The sequence below is a fragment of the Kordiimonas sp. genome (assembly GCF_048264555.1).
In the GTDB taxonomy this organism is placed as follows: domain Bacteria; phylum Pseudomonadota; class Alphaproteobacteria; order Sphingomonadales; family Kordiimonadaceae; genus Kordiimonas.
The window spans coordinates 80,345-95,642 of sequence record NZ_JBLXCX010000002.1 but is presented as its reverse complement, the minus strand read 5'-3'; the positions used below and the strand labels follow the sequence as shown (position 1 = coordinate 95,642).

Genomic DNA, 15,298 nt, shown 5'->3' with positions numbered 1-15,298 from the left:
CCGGCGCTTTTTTGGCATCTATAATCCTAGTGGAACTTGTTATTCCTCGGGAAGCCCATCGGCGGCAAGCGCCCCGCGTTCCCACGTTTCCCTGTCCACGGAGTGAGATCCGTCTCAGTTCGCCAGCGGTCCGAATTACCGCCCATCGGCCACGTGAGCCCTTCAGCTTTATGGAAGATGGTCACATCTGCCATGCCGCCATCCTTATAGCGCTGGAGCGTGACACCCTGCCCACGCGCGAGCGTTGGCACTTCCTCAAGGTCAAACACCAGAAGTTTGCGGTTATCACCAATCACGGCAACGCTGTCACCGTCTGCGGCCATACAGTGTGTGGCCACCACATCGCCCTTCACGTTGAGAAGCTGTTTGCCGCCTTTTTTCATCGCAACGGCCTGGTCTGCCTCAGTGATGAAACCTTTACCAAGCGAGCTTGCAACAAAAAGCTTACCACCCGGTTGATACGGCAGCAGCGCAACGATCTCATCATTTGCATCCATATCCACCATCAGGCGCACCGGCTCGCCATTGCCGCGCCCACCCGGAAGCTTATCTGCCCCCAGAGTGTACATCTTGCCGTTGGTGGCAAACAGGAACAGCTTGTCCGTGGTGTAGGCATGGAAGCGGAAACGCTCCTCATCGCCTTCTTTATATTTCTGCTCTTCTTCTGGCTTCGCGTGGCCCTTAAGTGCCCGCACCCAACCGCGTTTTGAGCAGAGCACCGTGATCGGCTCTTTCTCGATCATGGCCTCAATGGGCACGATCTCAGCCGTTGGTGCATCGCCAAAGCGGGTGCGGCGCTTGCCAAGGTTTGTTTCGGGGCCGAATTGTTCCTTGATTTCAGAGAGCTTATCACCAACTGCGATCCATTGCAGCGCCTCAGACGCAATCAGAGCGTTCAGTTTAGATTTCTCGTCTTCGAGCTTTGAATGCTCGGTCCGGATTTCCATTTCCTCAAGCTTCCTGAGCGCGCGAAGACGCATGTTCAGGATCGCTTCAGCCTGATTGTCTGTAAGCTTGAAGGTGCTCATCAGGCTGGCTTTGGCGTCATCCTCTTCCCGGATGATGCGGATCACCTCATCAAGGTTGAGATAGGCAATCAGATAGCCAGAGAGAATTTCTAGGCGGCGCTCGATCTTCTCGAGGCGGTAGCGGCTGCGGCGCAGCAACACATCAATCTGATGATCAAGGAAGCTATCCAACACCTCCTTGAGTGACAGCACGCGTGGTCTGCCGTCATAAGCGATCACATTCATATTGAGGGAGAAACGCACCTCAAGTTCCGTCATGCGGAACAGGCTCTCCATCAATACTTTCTCGTCTACCGATCTGTTCTTCGGCTCCAGCACCACACGAATTTCCTCGGTAGATTCGTCGCGTACGTCAGAGAGGATCGGTAGCTTCTTGTCGTTGATCAGCTCAGCGATCTTCTCGATAAGCTTGGACTTCTGAACCTGATACGGAATTTCGGTCAACACGATCTGATACTGGCCGTGCGAGAGGTCCTCGCGCTCCCAGCGTGCCCGCACCCGCATCGCACCACGGCCCGTTTCATAGGCCTGTTCGATAGTATCACGATTTTCAACGATCTGGCCGCCTGTCGGGAAGTCTGGCCCCGGTATGCGGTCCATCAGGTCACGAACCGTTACCTCACGACTTGGGTCGCGGCGTGCTTCAATAAGAAGCTGCAATCCGTCGATCAGCTCACCCACATTATGCGGCGGGATATTGGTGGCCATGCCCACGGCGATACCGCTTGAACCATTCGCCAATAGGTTCGGGAACGCACCGGGGAAAACAATAGGCTCCGAATCTTCACCATCATAGGTTTCGCGGAAATCAACGGCGTCTTCATCAAGCCATTCCATCAGCGTAGCCGCGACTTCGGTCAGGCGCGCTTCGGTATACCGCATTGCAGCCGCGTTATCGCCGTCGATGTTACCAAAGTTGCCCTGCCCGTCCACAAGCGGGAACCGCACAGCAAAATCCTGCGCGAGGCGCACCATTGCGTCATAGACAGACTGGTCACCGTGCGGGTGATATTTACCAATAACATCCCCCACCACACGCGCACATTTCTTGTAGCCGGTTTTCGGGTCCAGCTTCAAAAGCCGCATGGCGTATAGAAGCCTGCGGTGCACGGGCTTGAGCCCGTCGCGCACGTCCGGTAGCGACCGGGACATGATGGTAGACATTGCGTACGCGAGGTAGCGTTCGCTCAGTGCATTCGCGAACGGCGCCTCGATGATATTTTCACTAAAATCAGGATGTGTCGTCATGGTGTCGACTATAACAATCGGAATCGAAAACGCCACAAGATGTTGTGGTTATCCACAAAAGATTTTCACGATCTATTCCGAATAGTAAAATGCGCGTATGCGGTGCTGAGCCTGAAAGACAGCCCTATTGGCTCAAACGCCTGAGTGTCGCTATAAACCGGTCCCGCGCCGGTGGTTGGCCCGTGCCCGCGACAGTCCATACGGTACGCTCAAGAAAATAGCCTGTCAGCGCGAGCCCGCTGGCAACATCAGCCGCAGTTGCGTCAGATAATTTCCCGCTTGTCAGAAACGGTGCGAGGGGCAGCAGTTTTTCCTTATAGGGCGCACCCGCCTCCAAGCTAACCGCCCGGCCAGTTTTTGGGGAAACATAGACAAGGTTGTCGCGCGAACCGGTGCCCGCACAGGTGCTTAGGTCAAGGCCATAGCCAAGCGCGCCCAAGATACCAACCTCCATACGCGCGAGCGCGCCGCCCCATTGTGGCGCGGCACCGTCCTCATGCTCCAGAAGCGAGATCAGGGCTTTCAGGGCTTCAAATACATCTGCATGAGGCTCACGTTCCGGCAATGTGGAGGCCACCACTGCGGTGATCGCAGAAAGTGCGGCGATGCGGCTGCCTTCGCCCATCATCTGCCCAAGCGGGCTGTGGATCAGCTCAACAGTGAAACGGCCAAGGTTTGCTTCAAGCCGGGCATACCATTTGAGGGAAAGCCGGTTGCCTACCTGCAGGTTGGCCTTGTTGCGGCGGCCAAGCCCCCCCTTGATAAAACCACGCGCCCGGCCATGGTCGTGGGTCATCACCTCCAGAACGGCATCCGCCTCCCCATGGCGAGAGACGGAAAGAACGATACCTTCATCCTGCCATTCCACGGGCCAGCCCTATTCTACGAAATCGAGGCCCATGTCCTGGTACATGGTGCGGTCTTCCGCCCAGCGCTCTGTCACGCGCACATGAAGGAACAGATGAACCTTGCGGTCAAAATTTTCCTGCATATCTTCCCGCGCCATCTGGCCCAGAAGCTTGAGCATGGAGCCTTGTTTACCGATCACAATGCCTTTTTGGCTGTCACGCTCCACATGGATGACCTGCTCAATGCGGACACTGCCGTCCTTGCGGTCTTCCCATTTTTCGGTTTCAACGGTCGTAGCGTAGGGAAGCTCATCATGCAGGCGCAGATATATTTTCTCGCGCGTAATCTCTGCCGCCAGCAGGCGCATGGTCACATCCGCGATTTGGTCTTCAGGATACATCCACGGACCTTCAGGCGACATACCTGAAAGGTGCGCCTTAAGATCCTGCACACCGTCGCCCGTAAGCGCAGAGATCATGAAAATATCGTCAAACACGCCTTCGTCATGAAGGGTTTGGGCCAGCTCAAGCAGTTGCTCACGCCTGATGGTGTCGATCTTATTGATCGCAAGAATAACGCGCCGCTTAGCATCCTTGAGCCCCTTGATGATGCGCTCAACTTCTTCGTTCATACCTTTTTTAGCGTCGATCAGCAGAACAGTTATTTCTGCGTCTTCAGAGCCTTTCCAGGCTGCGTTGACCATTGCGCGGTCAAGGCGGCGCTTGGGCTCAAAAATGCCGGGTGTGTCGATAAACACAAGCTGGGTGTTCTCGTACATACCAATACCCGTCACCTTGGTGCGGGTGGTTTGTACCTTATGCGTTACAATCGCAACCTTGGCGCCCACAAGGGCGTTCAGAAGGGTGGATTTCCCCGCATTTGGCGCCCCGATAAGCGCCACAAATCCGCAGCGCGGTGCGCCCGCAGCTACTTCTGTCATTCACTCTCTCCTGTCAGCTTGGCAAGCAAAGCCCCTGCGGCTGCTTGCTCAGCCTGTCGCTTGGCGCTGCCTGTGGCATGCGCCTCGCCATGATTTTCTACGGTCGCTGCAATCGTGAACTCAGGGTTATGATCAGGCCCTGTCCGTTCCACCATCCGGTAATACGGCAGCGGAAGCCCGCGAGCCTGACACCATTCCTGCAACAGTGTTTTACAGTCTTTGTAAGCGCTCGGCCCTTCCTTCATCAGGTGCGCCCAGTGCTTGCGAATAAATATGTTGGCCACGTCAAAGCCGCCATCGAGATACATGGCGCCGATAACCGCCTCGGTTACGTCTGCCTGCACCGCTTCCTTGTCGCGCGTGCCCTCTGCTTCCGCGCCAGGCGTAAGCTTAAGCGCATCTGAAAACCCAAGCCTATAGGCCATCTCGGCCAAGGTTTCGCGCCGCACTAGGGCTGTGAAACGCCTGTTCAGCTTGCCTTCCGCCTCAGTCGGATACGCTTCAAGAAGCCAGGTGGAGATCACGAGCCCCAGCACCCGGTCCCCCAAAAACTCAAGCCGCTGGTAGTTGTGCGTGCCTGAAAGGGATGGATGCGTGAGCGCTTCCTGCAGGTAGCTCGGTTTACTGAAGGTGTAACCGGCTATTGTCTTGCGCCCGCTCATGCGCTCGCTGCCCCGCCTGGGGCCACACCGCGCGCTTCATCCATCAGGCGCCGCATCTCGGTGATCGACGCCTCAAGGCCATGGAAGATAGCCTCCCCGATCAGGAAATGGCCGATATTCAGTTCCATCAGCTCAGGAATTTCCGCAATAGGCTTCACCGTCTCATACGAGAGACCATGGCCCGCATGCATCTCAAGCCCTTTACTGTGACCGTATGCAACCGCGCGCTTGATGCGGGCAAGCTCTTCCGCCCGTGCGTCACCGGTCAACTCACAATAAGCCCCTGTGTGGATTTCCGTTACCGGCGCACCAAGCGAAAGCGCAGCATCAAGCTGGGCCTCATCAGGGTCGATAAAAAGGCTTACCCGGATACCCGCCCGGTTAAGCTCATCCACATAATGTTTGAGCCGATTGTGCTGGCCCGCAGCGTCAAGCCCGCCTTCTGTTGTCAGCTCCTGCCGTTTTTCCGGCACGAGGCAACAGGCGTGAGGTTTATGCCGAAGCGCGATCTCAAGCATCTCATCAGTGGCAGCGATCTCAAGGTTCAGCGGCACCGCAAGCACATCTGAAAGGGATGCGATATCCTCGTCAGAGATATGGCGGCGATCTTCACGCAGATGCGCGGTAATGCCGTCGGCGCCCGCGAGCACAGCAAGCCCCGCCGCCCGCACAGGGTCCGGGTGCCTGATACCGCGAGCGTTACGAATAGTAGCCACATGGTCGATGTTCACGCCAAGACGTAGTTTATTCCTTCTCATAGCCTGCCTTTGTTGCATCTAGCCTGCCTGACTTGCGTCAGACCCGCTGGTGCGCTTTTTTTCTTGCAACCTGATTTGCCGGGCGGAGCGATAGCCGGTCAAAAGACCTTTAAATGAGAAATAGAATAATAACCAGACAATCACCGCCACGGGTATACCGCCCACAATAAGCGGAAAAACAACCGGTAGGAAAGAGCTGAGATAGGTTATCGGCGCATCAAATAATGCATCCCAGCTCCAGCTGGGCACATGACCTGAGACATGCTCACCCAAAATCAGTGTTCCCACCTGCCCCGTAAGGGTGAAAATAAACGGGAATGTCCACGGGTTGCCCACGGCTGTGCCGATTGCGGACGCTACCAGATTGCCGCGTGTGAGCCACGCAAGCGCAAAGCCCATCAGGAAATGGAGCCCGATAAACGGTGTGAAGGAGACGGACGCACCAGCCGCAACGCCAGCGGCAATGCTATGTGCTGTGCCTGGCAGTCGGGCGATGCGATGCCACAGATACTGGCCTGCACGCTTGAAGCCTGAGCTTGGCCAAAGCCAACCCACCAGTTTGCGCCACCATGGCAGTCCTGTACGCCGCCTGAACAGCATTCGCGCTACTCACATTAAGATTTAAGGCCACGGCTGCCCGGCTTGATTGCAGGAATGGCCTTAAGCTCGTCCGGCAGGTTATTAGGCTCATAAGCTGGTGCGTTGATATTCACGAGCGACGTGATCGGCGCTCCGACATCAACGTCACCGCCAGAGCGGTTAACAAGGCAGCCTGCGGCCACAACATCACCACCCCATTCATGGATGGTTTTAATACATTCTCGCGACGACAGGCCCGTTGTGATCACGTCTTCCATCATCAGGATACGCGCACCTTTTGGAATTTCAAACCCACGCCGCAAGGCAAACTCACCTTCCACCCGTTCGGTAAAAATTCCGTCAACGCCCAGTTGCCGCGCAACTTCATAACCCACAATCACCCCGCCCATGGCCGGGCTGACGACCAGATCAACCTCCACGCCGGTTGCGCGCAATTTATCAGCAAATGCGCCACACAGCCGTGCTGCTCGTTTTGGGTCCATCAACACGCGCGCGCACTGGAGGTAAACAGAACTGTGCAAACCGGATGAAAGCTTGAAGTGGCCTTCCAGAAGGGCGCCCGCATCGCGGAATTCGCCAAGTACGGTTTCCTGATCCATGAAATGTGCTCCTGTCGCAGGTGTTGGGGTCGTTTCGCCTTCGGCGGATAGAGCGCGGGCGGTCAATCGTCAAGCAAAATCACCGTGGTGCGGCCATTTAGCCCGCGACACGATCCACCCGGCTGATTACCCGGCTCACCCGAAGCGTGCGGCTGATATCGTTAAGGTGCTTCACGTCCCTTACTTCCACATCCACGATCATGATGTAGAACTCGGGGTCCCGCTCGGAAATCACCAGGTTGGAGACGTTACCACCGGCTTTTGACACGAGTGAGGCAATGGTTGCGAGCGCCCCGCGTTCATTCACCACTTCAAGCCTCAGGCGGCCCGCATAAAATGCGTCGTCCTGCTCGTCATCTTCCCAGCGCAGGTCGATCCAGAGGTCGGGCCGATCGTCATAATCAGTGAGCTGCGCGCAATCGATTGTGTGGATTTCCGCCCCCTTGCCGGGGATGCGGATACCCACGATACGGTCCCCGCGCACAGGGTGGCAGCACTCTGCAAAATGCACCGCACTTTCCTGATTCATGCCCGAGATAGGTAGCGCACCATCGTTTGCGGCTTCCCAGTCATGGTGCACGCTTGGTAGGCCTTCCGCCCGTGCGTCTTCCTTAAAGCCAGGGAATGCGGCGCGGAGGATTTCATCTTCCGTCAGCGTGCCCTGCCCGACAAGCGCATAGAGCATATCCGCGTCTTCAAGGTTCAGCACCTTGGCAGCTTGCGTGATAACCGCGCTTGAGAAATCAAGCCCATTCCGGCGGCAGGCCTTCTCGATCAGCGTTTTGCCAAGCTGGCCATATTCCGTGCGCTGCTTGGTTTTCACGTGCCTGCGAATGGCGGAGCGCGCTTTGCCGGTGATCACGAAGCTTTCCCACCGGGGCGATGGTGTCTGCCCCTTGGAGGTCAGGATCTGTACCTGATCACCGTTCTCCAACTGGTGCCTGAGCGGTACCATGCGACCGTTTACCTTGGCACCAACACAGTGGTCACCCACCTCTGTGTGCACAGCATAGGCAAAATCAACGGTCGAGGACCCCCGCGGCAAGGAGACAAGCTCACCCTTCGGCGTGAAGCAGAACACCTTGTCCTGAAACATCTCAAGCTTGGTGTGCTCGAGAAATTCTTCCGGGTCAGCCGTATGCTCCAGAATTTCCAGAAGTTCGCGCACCCAGCGGTATTGCGAGCCTTCCACATTGTCGGCGTTTTGTTTGTATTGCCAGTGGGCAGCCACACCAATTTCAGCCTGCTCATGCATCTTGTGGGTACGAATCTGTATCTCAAGCCGGTAATTTTGCGGCCCCATCACGGTAGTGTGGATAGAGCGGTAGAAGTTCCGCTTGGGCGTTGAGATATAATCCTTAAACCGCCCGGGAACCATGGGGTACTGCTGGTGCACCACGCCAAGGGAGCGATAGCAGGTCTCAACGTCATCCACCTTGATACGGAAGGCCATAACGTCAGAGAGCTGCTCAAACGGGATATTTTGCCGTTCCATTTTACGCCAGATGGAATATGGCCGCTTGATGCGCCCGCTGACCTTGGCATCAATGCCGTGTTCGCTCATCAGCTTGGTCAGTGTTGCCACCATATCTTTTTCAAGATCAGGGCTTTCTTCGATCAGATAATGCAGCCGTGCATTGATCGATTCCATCGCCTCTGGGTCAAGATGCTGGAATGAAAGATGCTCAAGCTCATCTTTCATCGCATGCATGCCGATCCGTTCCGCGAGCGGTGAATAGATCTCCAGCGTTTCAAGCGCGATCCGGCGGCGTTTTTCCGGCTTTTTGATGTAAAACAGCGTGCGCATGTTATGCAGCCGGTCAGCCAGCTTCACCAGAAGCACACGAATATCGTTCGACATAGCCAGCAGGAACTTGCGGAAGTTTTCCGCCTGCCTCAGGCTTTCTGTCTGCATCTCGATCTTGGAAAGCTTGGTGACACCATCCACGAGCTCAGCCACTTTGGGGCCAAAAAGCTCTTCAATTTCAGGGATCGTGGCAACAGTATCTTCCACCACGTCATGCAACAGCGCCGTGGCAATGGTGTTACCGTCAAGCTTCATGTCAGTGAGGATGCCCGCAACCTCAAGAGGATGCGAAAAATACGGATCGCCAGACGCGCGCATTTGCGGCCCATGTGCCTTCATCGCAAACACATAAGCCCGGTTGAGAAGCGCCTCATCGACATTTTTGTCGTACGCCTTAACCTTTTCAACGAGCTCGAACTGACGGATCACCGGCAAACCTTCATCTGAAAACTTTGAAACCAATACAGTTTCAAGAAATAACTATTCTGGCAAAATTATCCAGCACCTATTGCCATGCCGGATGTGCTTTTTTCCGGTGGGCTGGTGCGCAGGCAACAAAAAACCCGGCAACAAGGGCCGGGTTTCTGAATTCGCTATGAAAGGCGAGGATTATTCAGCGCTTTTCTTTTCGCCTTCATCCATGCCTGCCATCAGGATGGACAGATCAACCTCTTCCGGCTCATCTGATTCCACAACCTTACGCATGCCGTGAATTACAGATTCCAGCAGCGTATCTGGCACCACTTTTTCCTCAGCGATTTCACGCAGGGAAACAACGGCGTTTTTGTCATTGTCGCGCTCAACTTCGAGCGGAGCGCCGCTTGAAATCTGGCGAGAACGTTGTGCAGCAGCCAAAACCAGATCAAACCGGTTGCTTACTTTATCTACACAATCCTCAACGGTGACGCGAGCCATGCTATATCTCCAAAATTCTTGATCATAAAGACGCGCGCATGTCGCCGCCTTTGATACGAGCGCCCGCTTATACAGGCGCGCACCCCCAGTGTAAAGCCGAGAATCGCCTTATTTTGCCTGACCACCGGGCTGGTACGCAAGTTTTTCAATGCCTTCGCACAAGCCTTGGCTCTCAGCTTGCTTCAACATGGCCACAGCTGTGCTTCCAAGGACGGGATGTCGCCAGTCAGGTGCTATATCGGCCAGCGGCTTCAATACAAACCCCCGCTTGTGAAGCCTTGGGTGAGGCACAACCGGTTCCGGCAGAATAGCGGCGGGATCATCGCTTGCCTCAAGCTCGAGCCAGATCCCACGATTTGGCAGGACCGCGCCACCGTATGCAAGCAGGTCAATATCAAGCGTACGTGCTGACCAGCGCGCGCCCGCCGCACGTCCAAACTTGCGTTCAATACCTTGTGTAACTTCAAGCAGTTCGTCCGGGGTCAGTTTAGTGGAAAAAAGGCCAACCGCATTCGTATAGGCGGGCGCATGTGTATTCTCATCAAGTGTTACGGCAGGTGAGTGATAGAGCGCAGAAAACTGTATCAGCTCAACACCTTCGCTTGCCAAGGCCAGCACCGCCGCCCCAATGGTTGCATCTGGCGTACCAACGGCAGACGGCAAATTGCCACCAAACGCCAGTAAAACCTCAATATTTTGATCACATTTTTCCATATAACAATTACTTGAACGGCTCTTGTTTCAGTGGACTCGACTGCCAATATTTACCATTAATTAACCGCGTGGCGAGAAGCTTGTTTATCTGCAATTTCAGATTTGCCTCGCAGACTTATATTCTTTGATTATGTGATTGGACCAGCGATGATTTTCTATCCAGAGGAACGCACTGCGCTCTTCATTGACGGTGCCAACTTATATGCCACCGCCCGCGCGCTAGACATGGAAATTGATTATAAAAGCCTCCGCGCTCACTTCTCCGAGCAGGGTCGGTTGATCCGGGCTTTCTACTATACGGCGATTTTGGAGGATCAGGAATATTCTCCCCTGCGCCCGCTCATTGACTGGCTGGACTATAACGGCTTCACGCTGGTGACCAAGCCGGTGAAGGAATTTACCGACGAACATGGCCGCCGCAAAATCAAAGGCAATATGGACATCGAGATCGCTGTGGATATGCTTAATATCTCTGAAGCGCTTGACCATGTTATCCTGTTCTCAGGCGATGGGGACTTTCGCCGCCTCCTTGAGGCCGTGCAGCGCCGCGGTGTGAGGGCCACGGTGGTAAGCTCCAACTCGACACAGCCTTCGATGATTGCAGATGAGTTAAGGCGGCAAGCGGACCAGTTTGTGGACCTTGAAGACCTGCGCGGTATTATTGGCCGCAAGGGCGGCGGCCCACGCCGCGCTGACGCCCCTGCCCCGTTCGATGCCGGGTATGAAGAACAGCTTGAAAGCGCATAAGATACTCGCGCTAAAAACCATAAAGGCGGCCCCGTAGCCGCCTTTTTATATTGACCGTCAGACTGTAGGGACACCATGCCCCGCCTCAAGACAATACCGCCTGAGCCAAAACCAGATTGCAGCCTGTGCCCTCGCCTTGTTGCCTTCCGCCGCGCAAACAAAAAGGCTTATCCCGACTATTTCAACGGCGCCGTTGCAAGTTTTGGGGATGAACAGGCCCGAATACTCGTTATTGGCCTCGCGCCTGGTCTCAAAGGAGCAAACAAGACGGGCCGCCCCTTCACGGGCGACTTTTCTGGTGAGCTTTTGTTCAGATGCCTGACCGCGATGGGCTGGTCAAACGGGCAAAATGAAAACCGGCCTGATGACGGCTTTGAGCTGCATGATGTGATGATCACCAACGCGGTGCGCTGTGTGCCACCTGAAAACAAACCTATCGGTGCAGAAGTAAATAACTGCAGGCCATACCTTATGGCGCGGCTTGATGCCCTGCCCAAGCTGAAGGTACTTTTTGCGCTCGGCAAGGTCGCACATGACACCACGCTCAGGAACTTCGGCTTTCGGCTTGCTGCCTATCCCTTCGCGCACAAGGCCAAGCACCTGCTGCCTAATGGGCTTACCCTCATCGATAGTTATCACTGCTCACGCTATAATGTGAACACCGGGCGGTTAACGGAAACCATGTTCATGGAAGCATTGATGGAAACGAAAATAGCCCTTGAGAACTGAACGCAAAAATGGCGGCACCAGGGGTGACCGCCATCTCTACTCGAAACAGATATTAGCGTGATACTCAGAACAATAACCTAGTTCGGGCGTATGAGAGGTAACCCGTTGCTCAGGCGGCCACCAGCTCGTTTGCCATCTCTTTCCGGCTCGAAAGCCAGTCGTGTGTGACAGGATCATCTCGCGCCAACCCAAACTGGCTACGTGTCTGGTTCGGCCTGCGGCTTTACAGGTTATAGGGGCGCCTGTGTGCCGCTCTCCATCACATCACGGTGCGCCCGAAAAACTCTGGGGCGCTCGCATGCAAGTATCCCTTTAATCAAAGGCGCAGACATCAGGGGGAGGAACATGTCTGCGTTGCACTGCGTTTGTTGGCCCCGACAGGTGCGATACTCTATCTGCTCTCATCAAGGCAGTTTTAGCTCACCAGAAATTCCTTAAAATTCGCCTAAAACCACTATATGTTGAATTAACCACCTGTTTTTATGGACTTAGCGATATGCGTCTCGATTGCCAGCCCCTCGATTTCGCGATAGACTCGGGCAATCAACCCATAGGGGAACCAAGGGGACATGACCGTGGCTGATACCGGACAGATGGGCGAACAGGTCCAGTTCAAGGCAGGTGACACGATCTACGAACAGGAGAGCGCGTCAGAGGGGGTCTATATGATCCTTGATGGGCAGGTGGAGATATGGCGCCATGAAGGCGACACCGGCCACCATATCGCAAGCCTGCGTGGCGGGGAACTGCTCGGGGAAGTCAGCGTTATTGAGCGCAAACGACATTCTGTTACCGCAAAGGCGTCAAAAGCCACTAACGCCCTTTTTATTACCGCCGATGCCTTCCGCAAAAGCTTTGCTGACCCGCTTGTACGTCACGTGGTGCACACACTGGCTACGCGCCTGCGTAGTTCCTACGCGATCAAGGAAGCGATTGAAGGCACAACAGAGCCCAAAGCGCATCATTTCAAGAGCACCAAACCCACCATTGAAGGCCACTCCCGCATGGTGGCAGACAAACTTCTGACCTTTGTAGAGCTGGAAGAATTTCCTTTCACGGTTGGCAACATCGCCACAGCCGATGGTCACTGCGTCATTGGTGCCACCAGCCTCAAGGTGCCGCTGAAAGGCGTGCATGAACTCACGGATAATCATTTTGAGATTGTCAGGCGGGACGGCGCTCTATGGATCAGAGACCTTGGCTCAATGCAAGGCACGCTCGTGAACGGTGAAAAGCTCAGCAAATATGCCATGAACGCCACAGCAAAACTGCGTACTGGCAGGAACCATGTGATTGCAGGTGGGCCAGACAGCCCGGTGCGGTTTCTGATTATGATTCCGCCTAAGGATGACCTTTAGAAACGTTAGCCTAGCCCATTTCTTTCATCAAGCGAGCCTTCTGGCGGTCCCAGTCCCGCTGCTTCACGTCCTCGCGTTTATCACGCACGTTTTTACCTTTACCAAGGCCAATAAGGACCTTCGCCCGCCCCTGATCGTTAAAATAGATCTTAAGCGGTACGAGCGTATAACCCTGACGCTGGATCAGGCCGCCCAACTTCGAGATTTCACGCTTGTGCATCAAGAGCTTACGTGGGCGGCGCGGCTCATGGTTGAAGCGGTTGCCGTGCGAAAATTCAGGGATATAGGCGTTTACGAGCCACAGCTCGCCGTCTTTTTCCTCGGCATAGCTCTCGCGGATATTGCCTTCCCCCGAGCGCAGGGATTTCACCTCGGTCCCGCGCAGGGAAATACCCGCCTCATGCTCCTCTTCAATATGAAAGAGGTGCCGCGCCTTGCGGTTATCAGCCGCAACGCGTGAAGGCAGGGATTTCTTCTGATTTTTATTCTTACCGGCCATTAATTATCCCAGATCGACCGGATCAAGCCCTAGTTCTGCAATCGTTGCCGCGATGAACGAGCGCGCTGTATCGGTCGCAGCCAGCAGTGGCAGGCGAACATTGTCATTGCAAATACCAATCAGGGAGCCTGCATATTTCGCGGGTGCCGGGCTCGGCTCAAGGAACATACAGCGGTGCAGGTCCAGCAGTTTATCCTGAAGGCTAAGAGCCGTCTTATAATCACCCGCCATGCAGGCTTCCTGGAACTGGCTACACAGTTTTGGCGCCACGTTTGCGGTCACCGAAATACAGCCGTGCCCGCCCATTGCCATGAACGCGAGCGCTGTTGCGTCTTCGCCCGAAAGCTGGATGAAATCTGGCCCCATGGCTGCACGCTGGCTGGCCACACGGTCCAGATCGCCGGTCGCGTCCTTGAGGCCAATGATACGCGGCAGCTCAAAAAGCTCAGCCATTGTGCCCGTGCCCATATCCACAACAGAGCGACCAGGAATGTTATAGATAACAATTGGCAGGTCACAGGCATCATGCAGCGCCTTGAAGTGCGCATAAAGGCCTGCCTGGCTGGGTTTGTTATAATAAGGCGTTACAACAAGCGCCGCATCGGCCCCCACCTTCTGGGCGTGCTCCATCAAGCTGATGGCTTCACGGGTGTTGTTGGAGCCCGCGCCTGCGATCACCGGCACACGGCCACCAGCGGCCTCAACACAAAGCTCAACAACCTTGCGGTGTTCTTCGTGGCTCAGGGTTGGGCTTTCACCTGTTGTGCCAACAGGTACCAAACCGTGCGAGCCCTGTTTCACCTGCCAGTCTACAAACTTCTGGAACGTGTCATAAGCCACGTCGCCTTCGTCAGTAAACGGGGTGATAAGAGCAGGAATGGAGCCTTTAAGCATTGGGGTAAGCCTCTTGCAGTACAAAAATATCGCGCACCCTAGCGCCGAGCCCCTGAAAGGGCAATAGCTTGCGCGCGCTTGCGGCCTAAGGTTACGCGATTTTTCTTACGCCAGCCCGATAGAAATGCTTGCGCGCCGCCCTTCTTTGGTTGGTATTGACCAACGCCCGATAAGGAGCAGCGCGCATTTTGGCGGAAAGGAGTGTGAACTTTCCCGATAAGGGATTAAGCCCTAGCGACGCCAACCGCGATCGCGATGGCCTTTGCCCTTTTTGCCAAACCTTTGTTTCATGGCTTCCTTGATTTCGTCTTTCGTGACTTCACCATTTCCGTTCACATCAGCACGTTTGAAGTGACGTACGGCGCCGGACGCAAACTCATCTACCGAGACCTTTTCATCACCGTCGCGGTCATGCCGGGCGATAAACTTGATCCGGGTTGGTTTCCACTTGTCGCCCATTTTCTCGGGGTCGAAATCATGGCCGTTTTCTTCCGCACGCTCTTCCATGCGCTCCATATGGCGCTTCATACGCTTTTCCATATGCTCCGGGATCGGCATTTCTTTCGGCAGTTCGGCAAGCTCAAGATAGCCGTCGCCGTTTTTGTCAAACTTGGCAAACTTGGTCTTTACGGTTGCCATCATCTCTTCATAGGTGATGACGCCGTTGCCGTCCGCATCCGCTTCCTTGAAACGTTCACCCCGATCACCGGCCTGGGCCTGCGAAGTGATAAGAGCCGCGAGTGCTACACTGATAACCTTTGTTGATGTTTTCATCGCTGTATATCCTTTTTCTATTTGGCTCAGTCTCTGTGCCTACACCCCTATTACGCGGCGATATCCACACCCCCTTCGTTTTTCGTTTCACATTCTTGGGAAAGTTTCGCTCTAAACCTTGCCCCTAGGCTATTTGTGCCATAACTTCTCGCCTGACGTTTAAGACGAGGACAACAC

The 15,298-nt window shown here is 55.0% G+C and carries 15 protein-coding genes and 1 pseudogene; 3 read left to right on the top strand and 13 right to left on the bottom strand.

Translation table 11 applies throughout. The features are described 5' to 3' along the window. Window positions 1-26: 26 nt before the first annotated feature. The 10 genes and pseudogenes from parC to folK form a co-directional block, all read right to left on the bottom strand. Window positions 27-2,276, bottom strand: a complete 2,250-nt coding sequence (parC, locus tag ACN0XZ_RS05560; RefSeq protein ID WP_417456738.1) for a DNA topoisomerase IV subunit A — start codon at window positions 2,274-2,276, stop codon at window positions 27-29. A 124-nt stretch (window positions 2,277-2,400) separates the two neighbouring features. Next, the gene (gene recO, locus ACN0XZ_RS05555; protein WP_417456737.1) at window positions 2,401-3,144 is read right to left on the bottom strand and encodes a DNA repair protein RecO; all 744 of its coding nucleotides are present in this window, start codon (window positions 3,142-3,144) and stop codon (window positions 2,401-2,403) included. Window positions 3,145-3,153: 9 nt separating this feature from the next. Next, the gene (gene era / locus ACN0XZ_RS05550; protein ID WP_417456736.1) at window positions 3,154-4,065 is read right to left on the bottom strand and encodes a GTPase Era; all 912 of its coding nucleotides are present in this window, start codon (window positions 4,063-4,065) and stop codon (window positions 3,154-3,156) included. Next, entirely contained in the window at window positions 4,062-4,727 is a 666-nt protein-coding gene (gene rnc, locus ACN0XZ_RS05545; RefSeq protein WP_417456735.1) for a ribonuclease III, read from the bottom strand. Before rnc ends, era begins: the two co-directional genes overlap by 4 nt. After that, the gene (locus ACN0XZ_RS05540) at window positions 4,724-5,485 is read right to left on the bottom strand and encodes a pyridoxine 5'-phosphate synthase (protein WP_417456734.1); all 762 of its coding nucleotides are present in this window, start codon (window positions 5,483-5,485) and stop codon (window positions 4,724-4,726) included. Before ACN0XZ_RS05540 ends, rnc begins: the two co-directional genes overlap by 4 nt. A gap of 18 nt (window positions 5,486-5,503) precedes the next feature. Continuing rightward, the gene (locus tag ACN0XZ_RS05535) at window positions 5,504-6,085 is read right to left on the bottom strand and encodes a DUF2062 domain-containing protein (protein WP_417456733.1); all 582 of its coding nucleotides are present in this window, start codon (window positions 6,083-6,085) and stop codon (window positions 5,504-5,506) included. A 14-nt stretch (window positions 6,086-6,099) separates the two neighbouring features. Next, entirely contained in the window at window positions 6,100-6,684 is a 585-nt protein-coding gene (pyrE, locus tag ACN0XZ_RS05530) for an orotate phosphoribosyltransferase (protein ID WP_417456732.1), read from the bottom strand. 97 nt (window positions 6,685-6,781) lie between these two features. Beyond that, on the bottom strand, window positions 6,782-8,920 hold the full coding sequence (locus tag ACN0XZ_RS05525) for a RelA/SpoT family protein (RefSeq protein ID WP_417457566.1): 2,139 nt from the start codon (window positions 8,918-8,920) through the stop codon (window positions 6,782-6,784). A 243-nt stretch (window positions 8,921-9,163) separates the two neighbouring features. Then, window positions 9,164-9,406, bottom strand: a pseudogene (gene rpoZ / locus ACN0XZ_RS05520) (DNA-directed RNA polymerase subunit omega); the annotation flags it as partial. A 108-nt stretch (window positions 9,407-9,514) separates the two neighbouring features. Beyond that, window positions 9,515-10,120, bottom strand: coding sequence for a 2-amino-4-hydroxy-6-hydroxymethyldihydropteridine diphosphokinase (folK, locus tag ACN0XZ_RS05515; RefSeq protein WP_417456731.1), 606 nt, complete (start codon window positions 10,118-10,120; stop codon window positions 9,515-9,517). Window positions 10,121-10,267: 147 nt separating this feature from the next. Here folK and ACN0XZ_RS05510 point away from each other — a divergent pair, with 147 nt between their 5' ends. The 3 genes from ACN0XZ_RS05510 to ACN0XZ_RS05500 all read left to right on the top strand — a co-directional run bounded on the left by ACN0XZ_RS05510 (window position 10,268) and on the right by ACN0XZ_RS05500 (window position 12,954). Further along, the gene (locus ACN0XZ_RS05510; protein WP_417456730.1) at window positions 10,268-10,867 is read left to right on the top strand and encodes an NYN domain-containing protein; all 600 of its coding nucleotides are present in this window, start codon (window positions 10,268-10,270) and stop codon (window positions 10,865-10,867) included. A 75-nt stretch (window positions 10,868-10,942) separates the two neighbouring features. After that, window positions 10,943-11,596, top strand: coding sequence for a uracil-DNA glycosylase (locus ACN0XZ_RS05505; protein ID WP_417456729.1), 654 nt, complete (start codon window positions 10,943-10,945; stop codon window positions 11,594-11,596). Window positions 11,597-12,171: 575 nt separating this feature from the next. Next, the gene (locus ACN0XZ_RS05500; protein ID WP_417456728.1) at window positions 12,172-12,954 is read left to right on the top strand and encodes a cyclic nucleotide-binding domain-containing protein; all 783 of its coding nucleotides are present in this window, start codon (window positions 12,172-12,174) and stop codon (window positions 12,952-12,954) included. 10 nt (window positions 12,955-12,964) lie between these two features. Here ACN0XZ_RS05500 and smpB read toward each other — a convergent pair whose 3' ends face one another. From smpB to ACN0XZ_RS05485, 3 genes are all read right to left on the bottom strand, one after another. After that, entirely contained in the window at window positions 12,965-13,453 is a 489-nt protein-coding gene (smpB, locus tag ACN0XZ_RS05495; RefSeq protein ID WP_417456727.1) for an SsrA-binding protein SmpB, read from the bottom strand. A 3-nt stretch (window positions 13,454-13,456) separates the two neighbouring features. Next, window positions 13,457-14,347, bottom strand: a complete 891-nt coding sequence (gene dapA, locus ACN0XZ_RS05490) for a 4-hydroxy-tetrahydrodipicolinate synthase (RefSeq protein WP_417456726.1) — start codon at window positions 14,345-14,347, stop codon at window positions 13,457-13,459. A gap of 231 nt (window positions 14,348-14,578) precedes the next feature. Next, the gene (locus tag ACN0XZ_RS05485) at window positions 14,579-15,121 is read right to left on the bottom strand and encodes an EF-hand domain-containing protein (protein ID WP_417456725.1); all 543 of its coding nucleotides are present in this window, start codon (window positions 15,119-15,121) and stop codon (window positions 14,579-14,581) included. Between the last annotated feature and the right edge of the window lie 177 nt (window positions 15,122-15,298).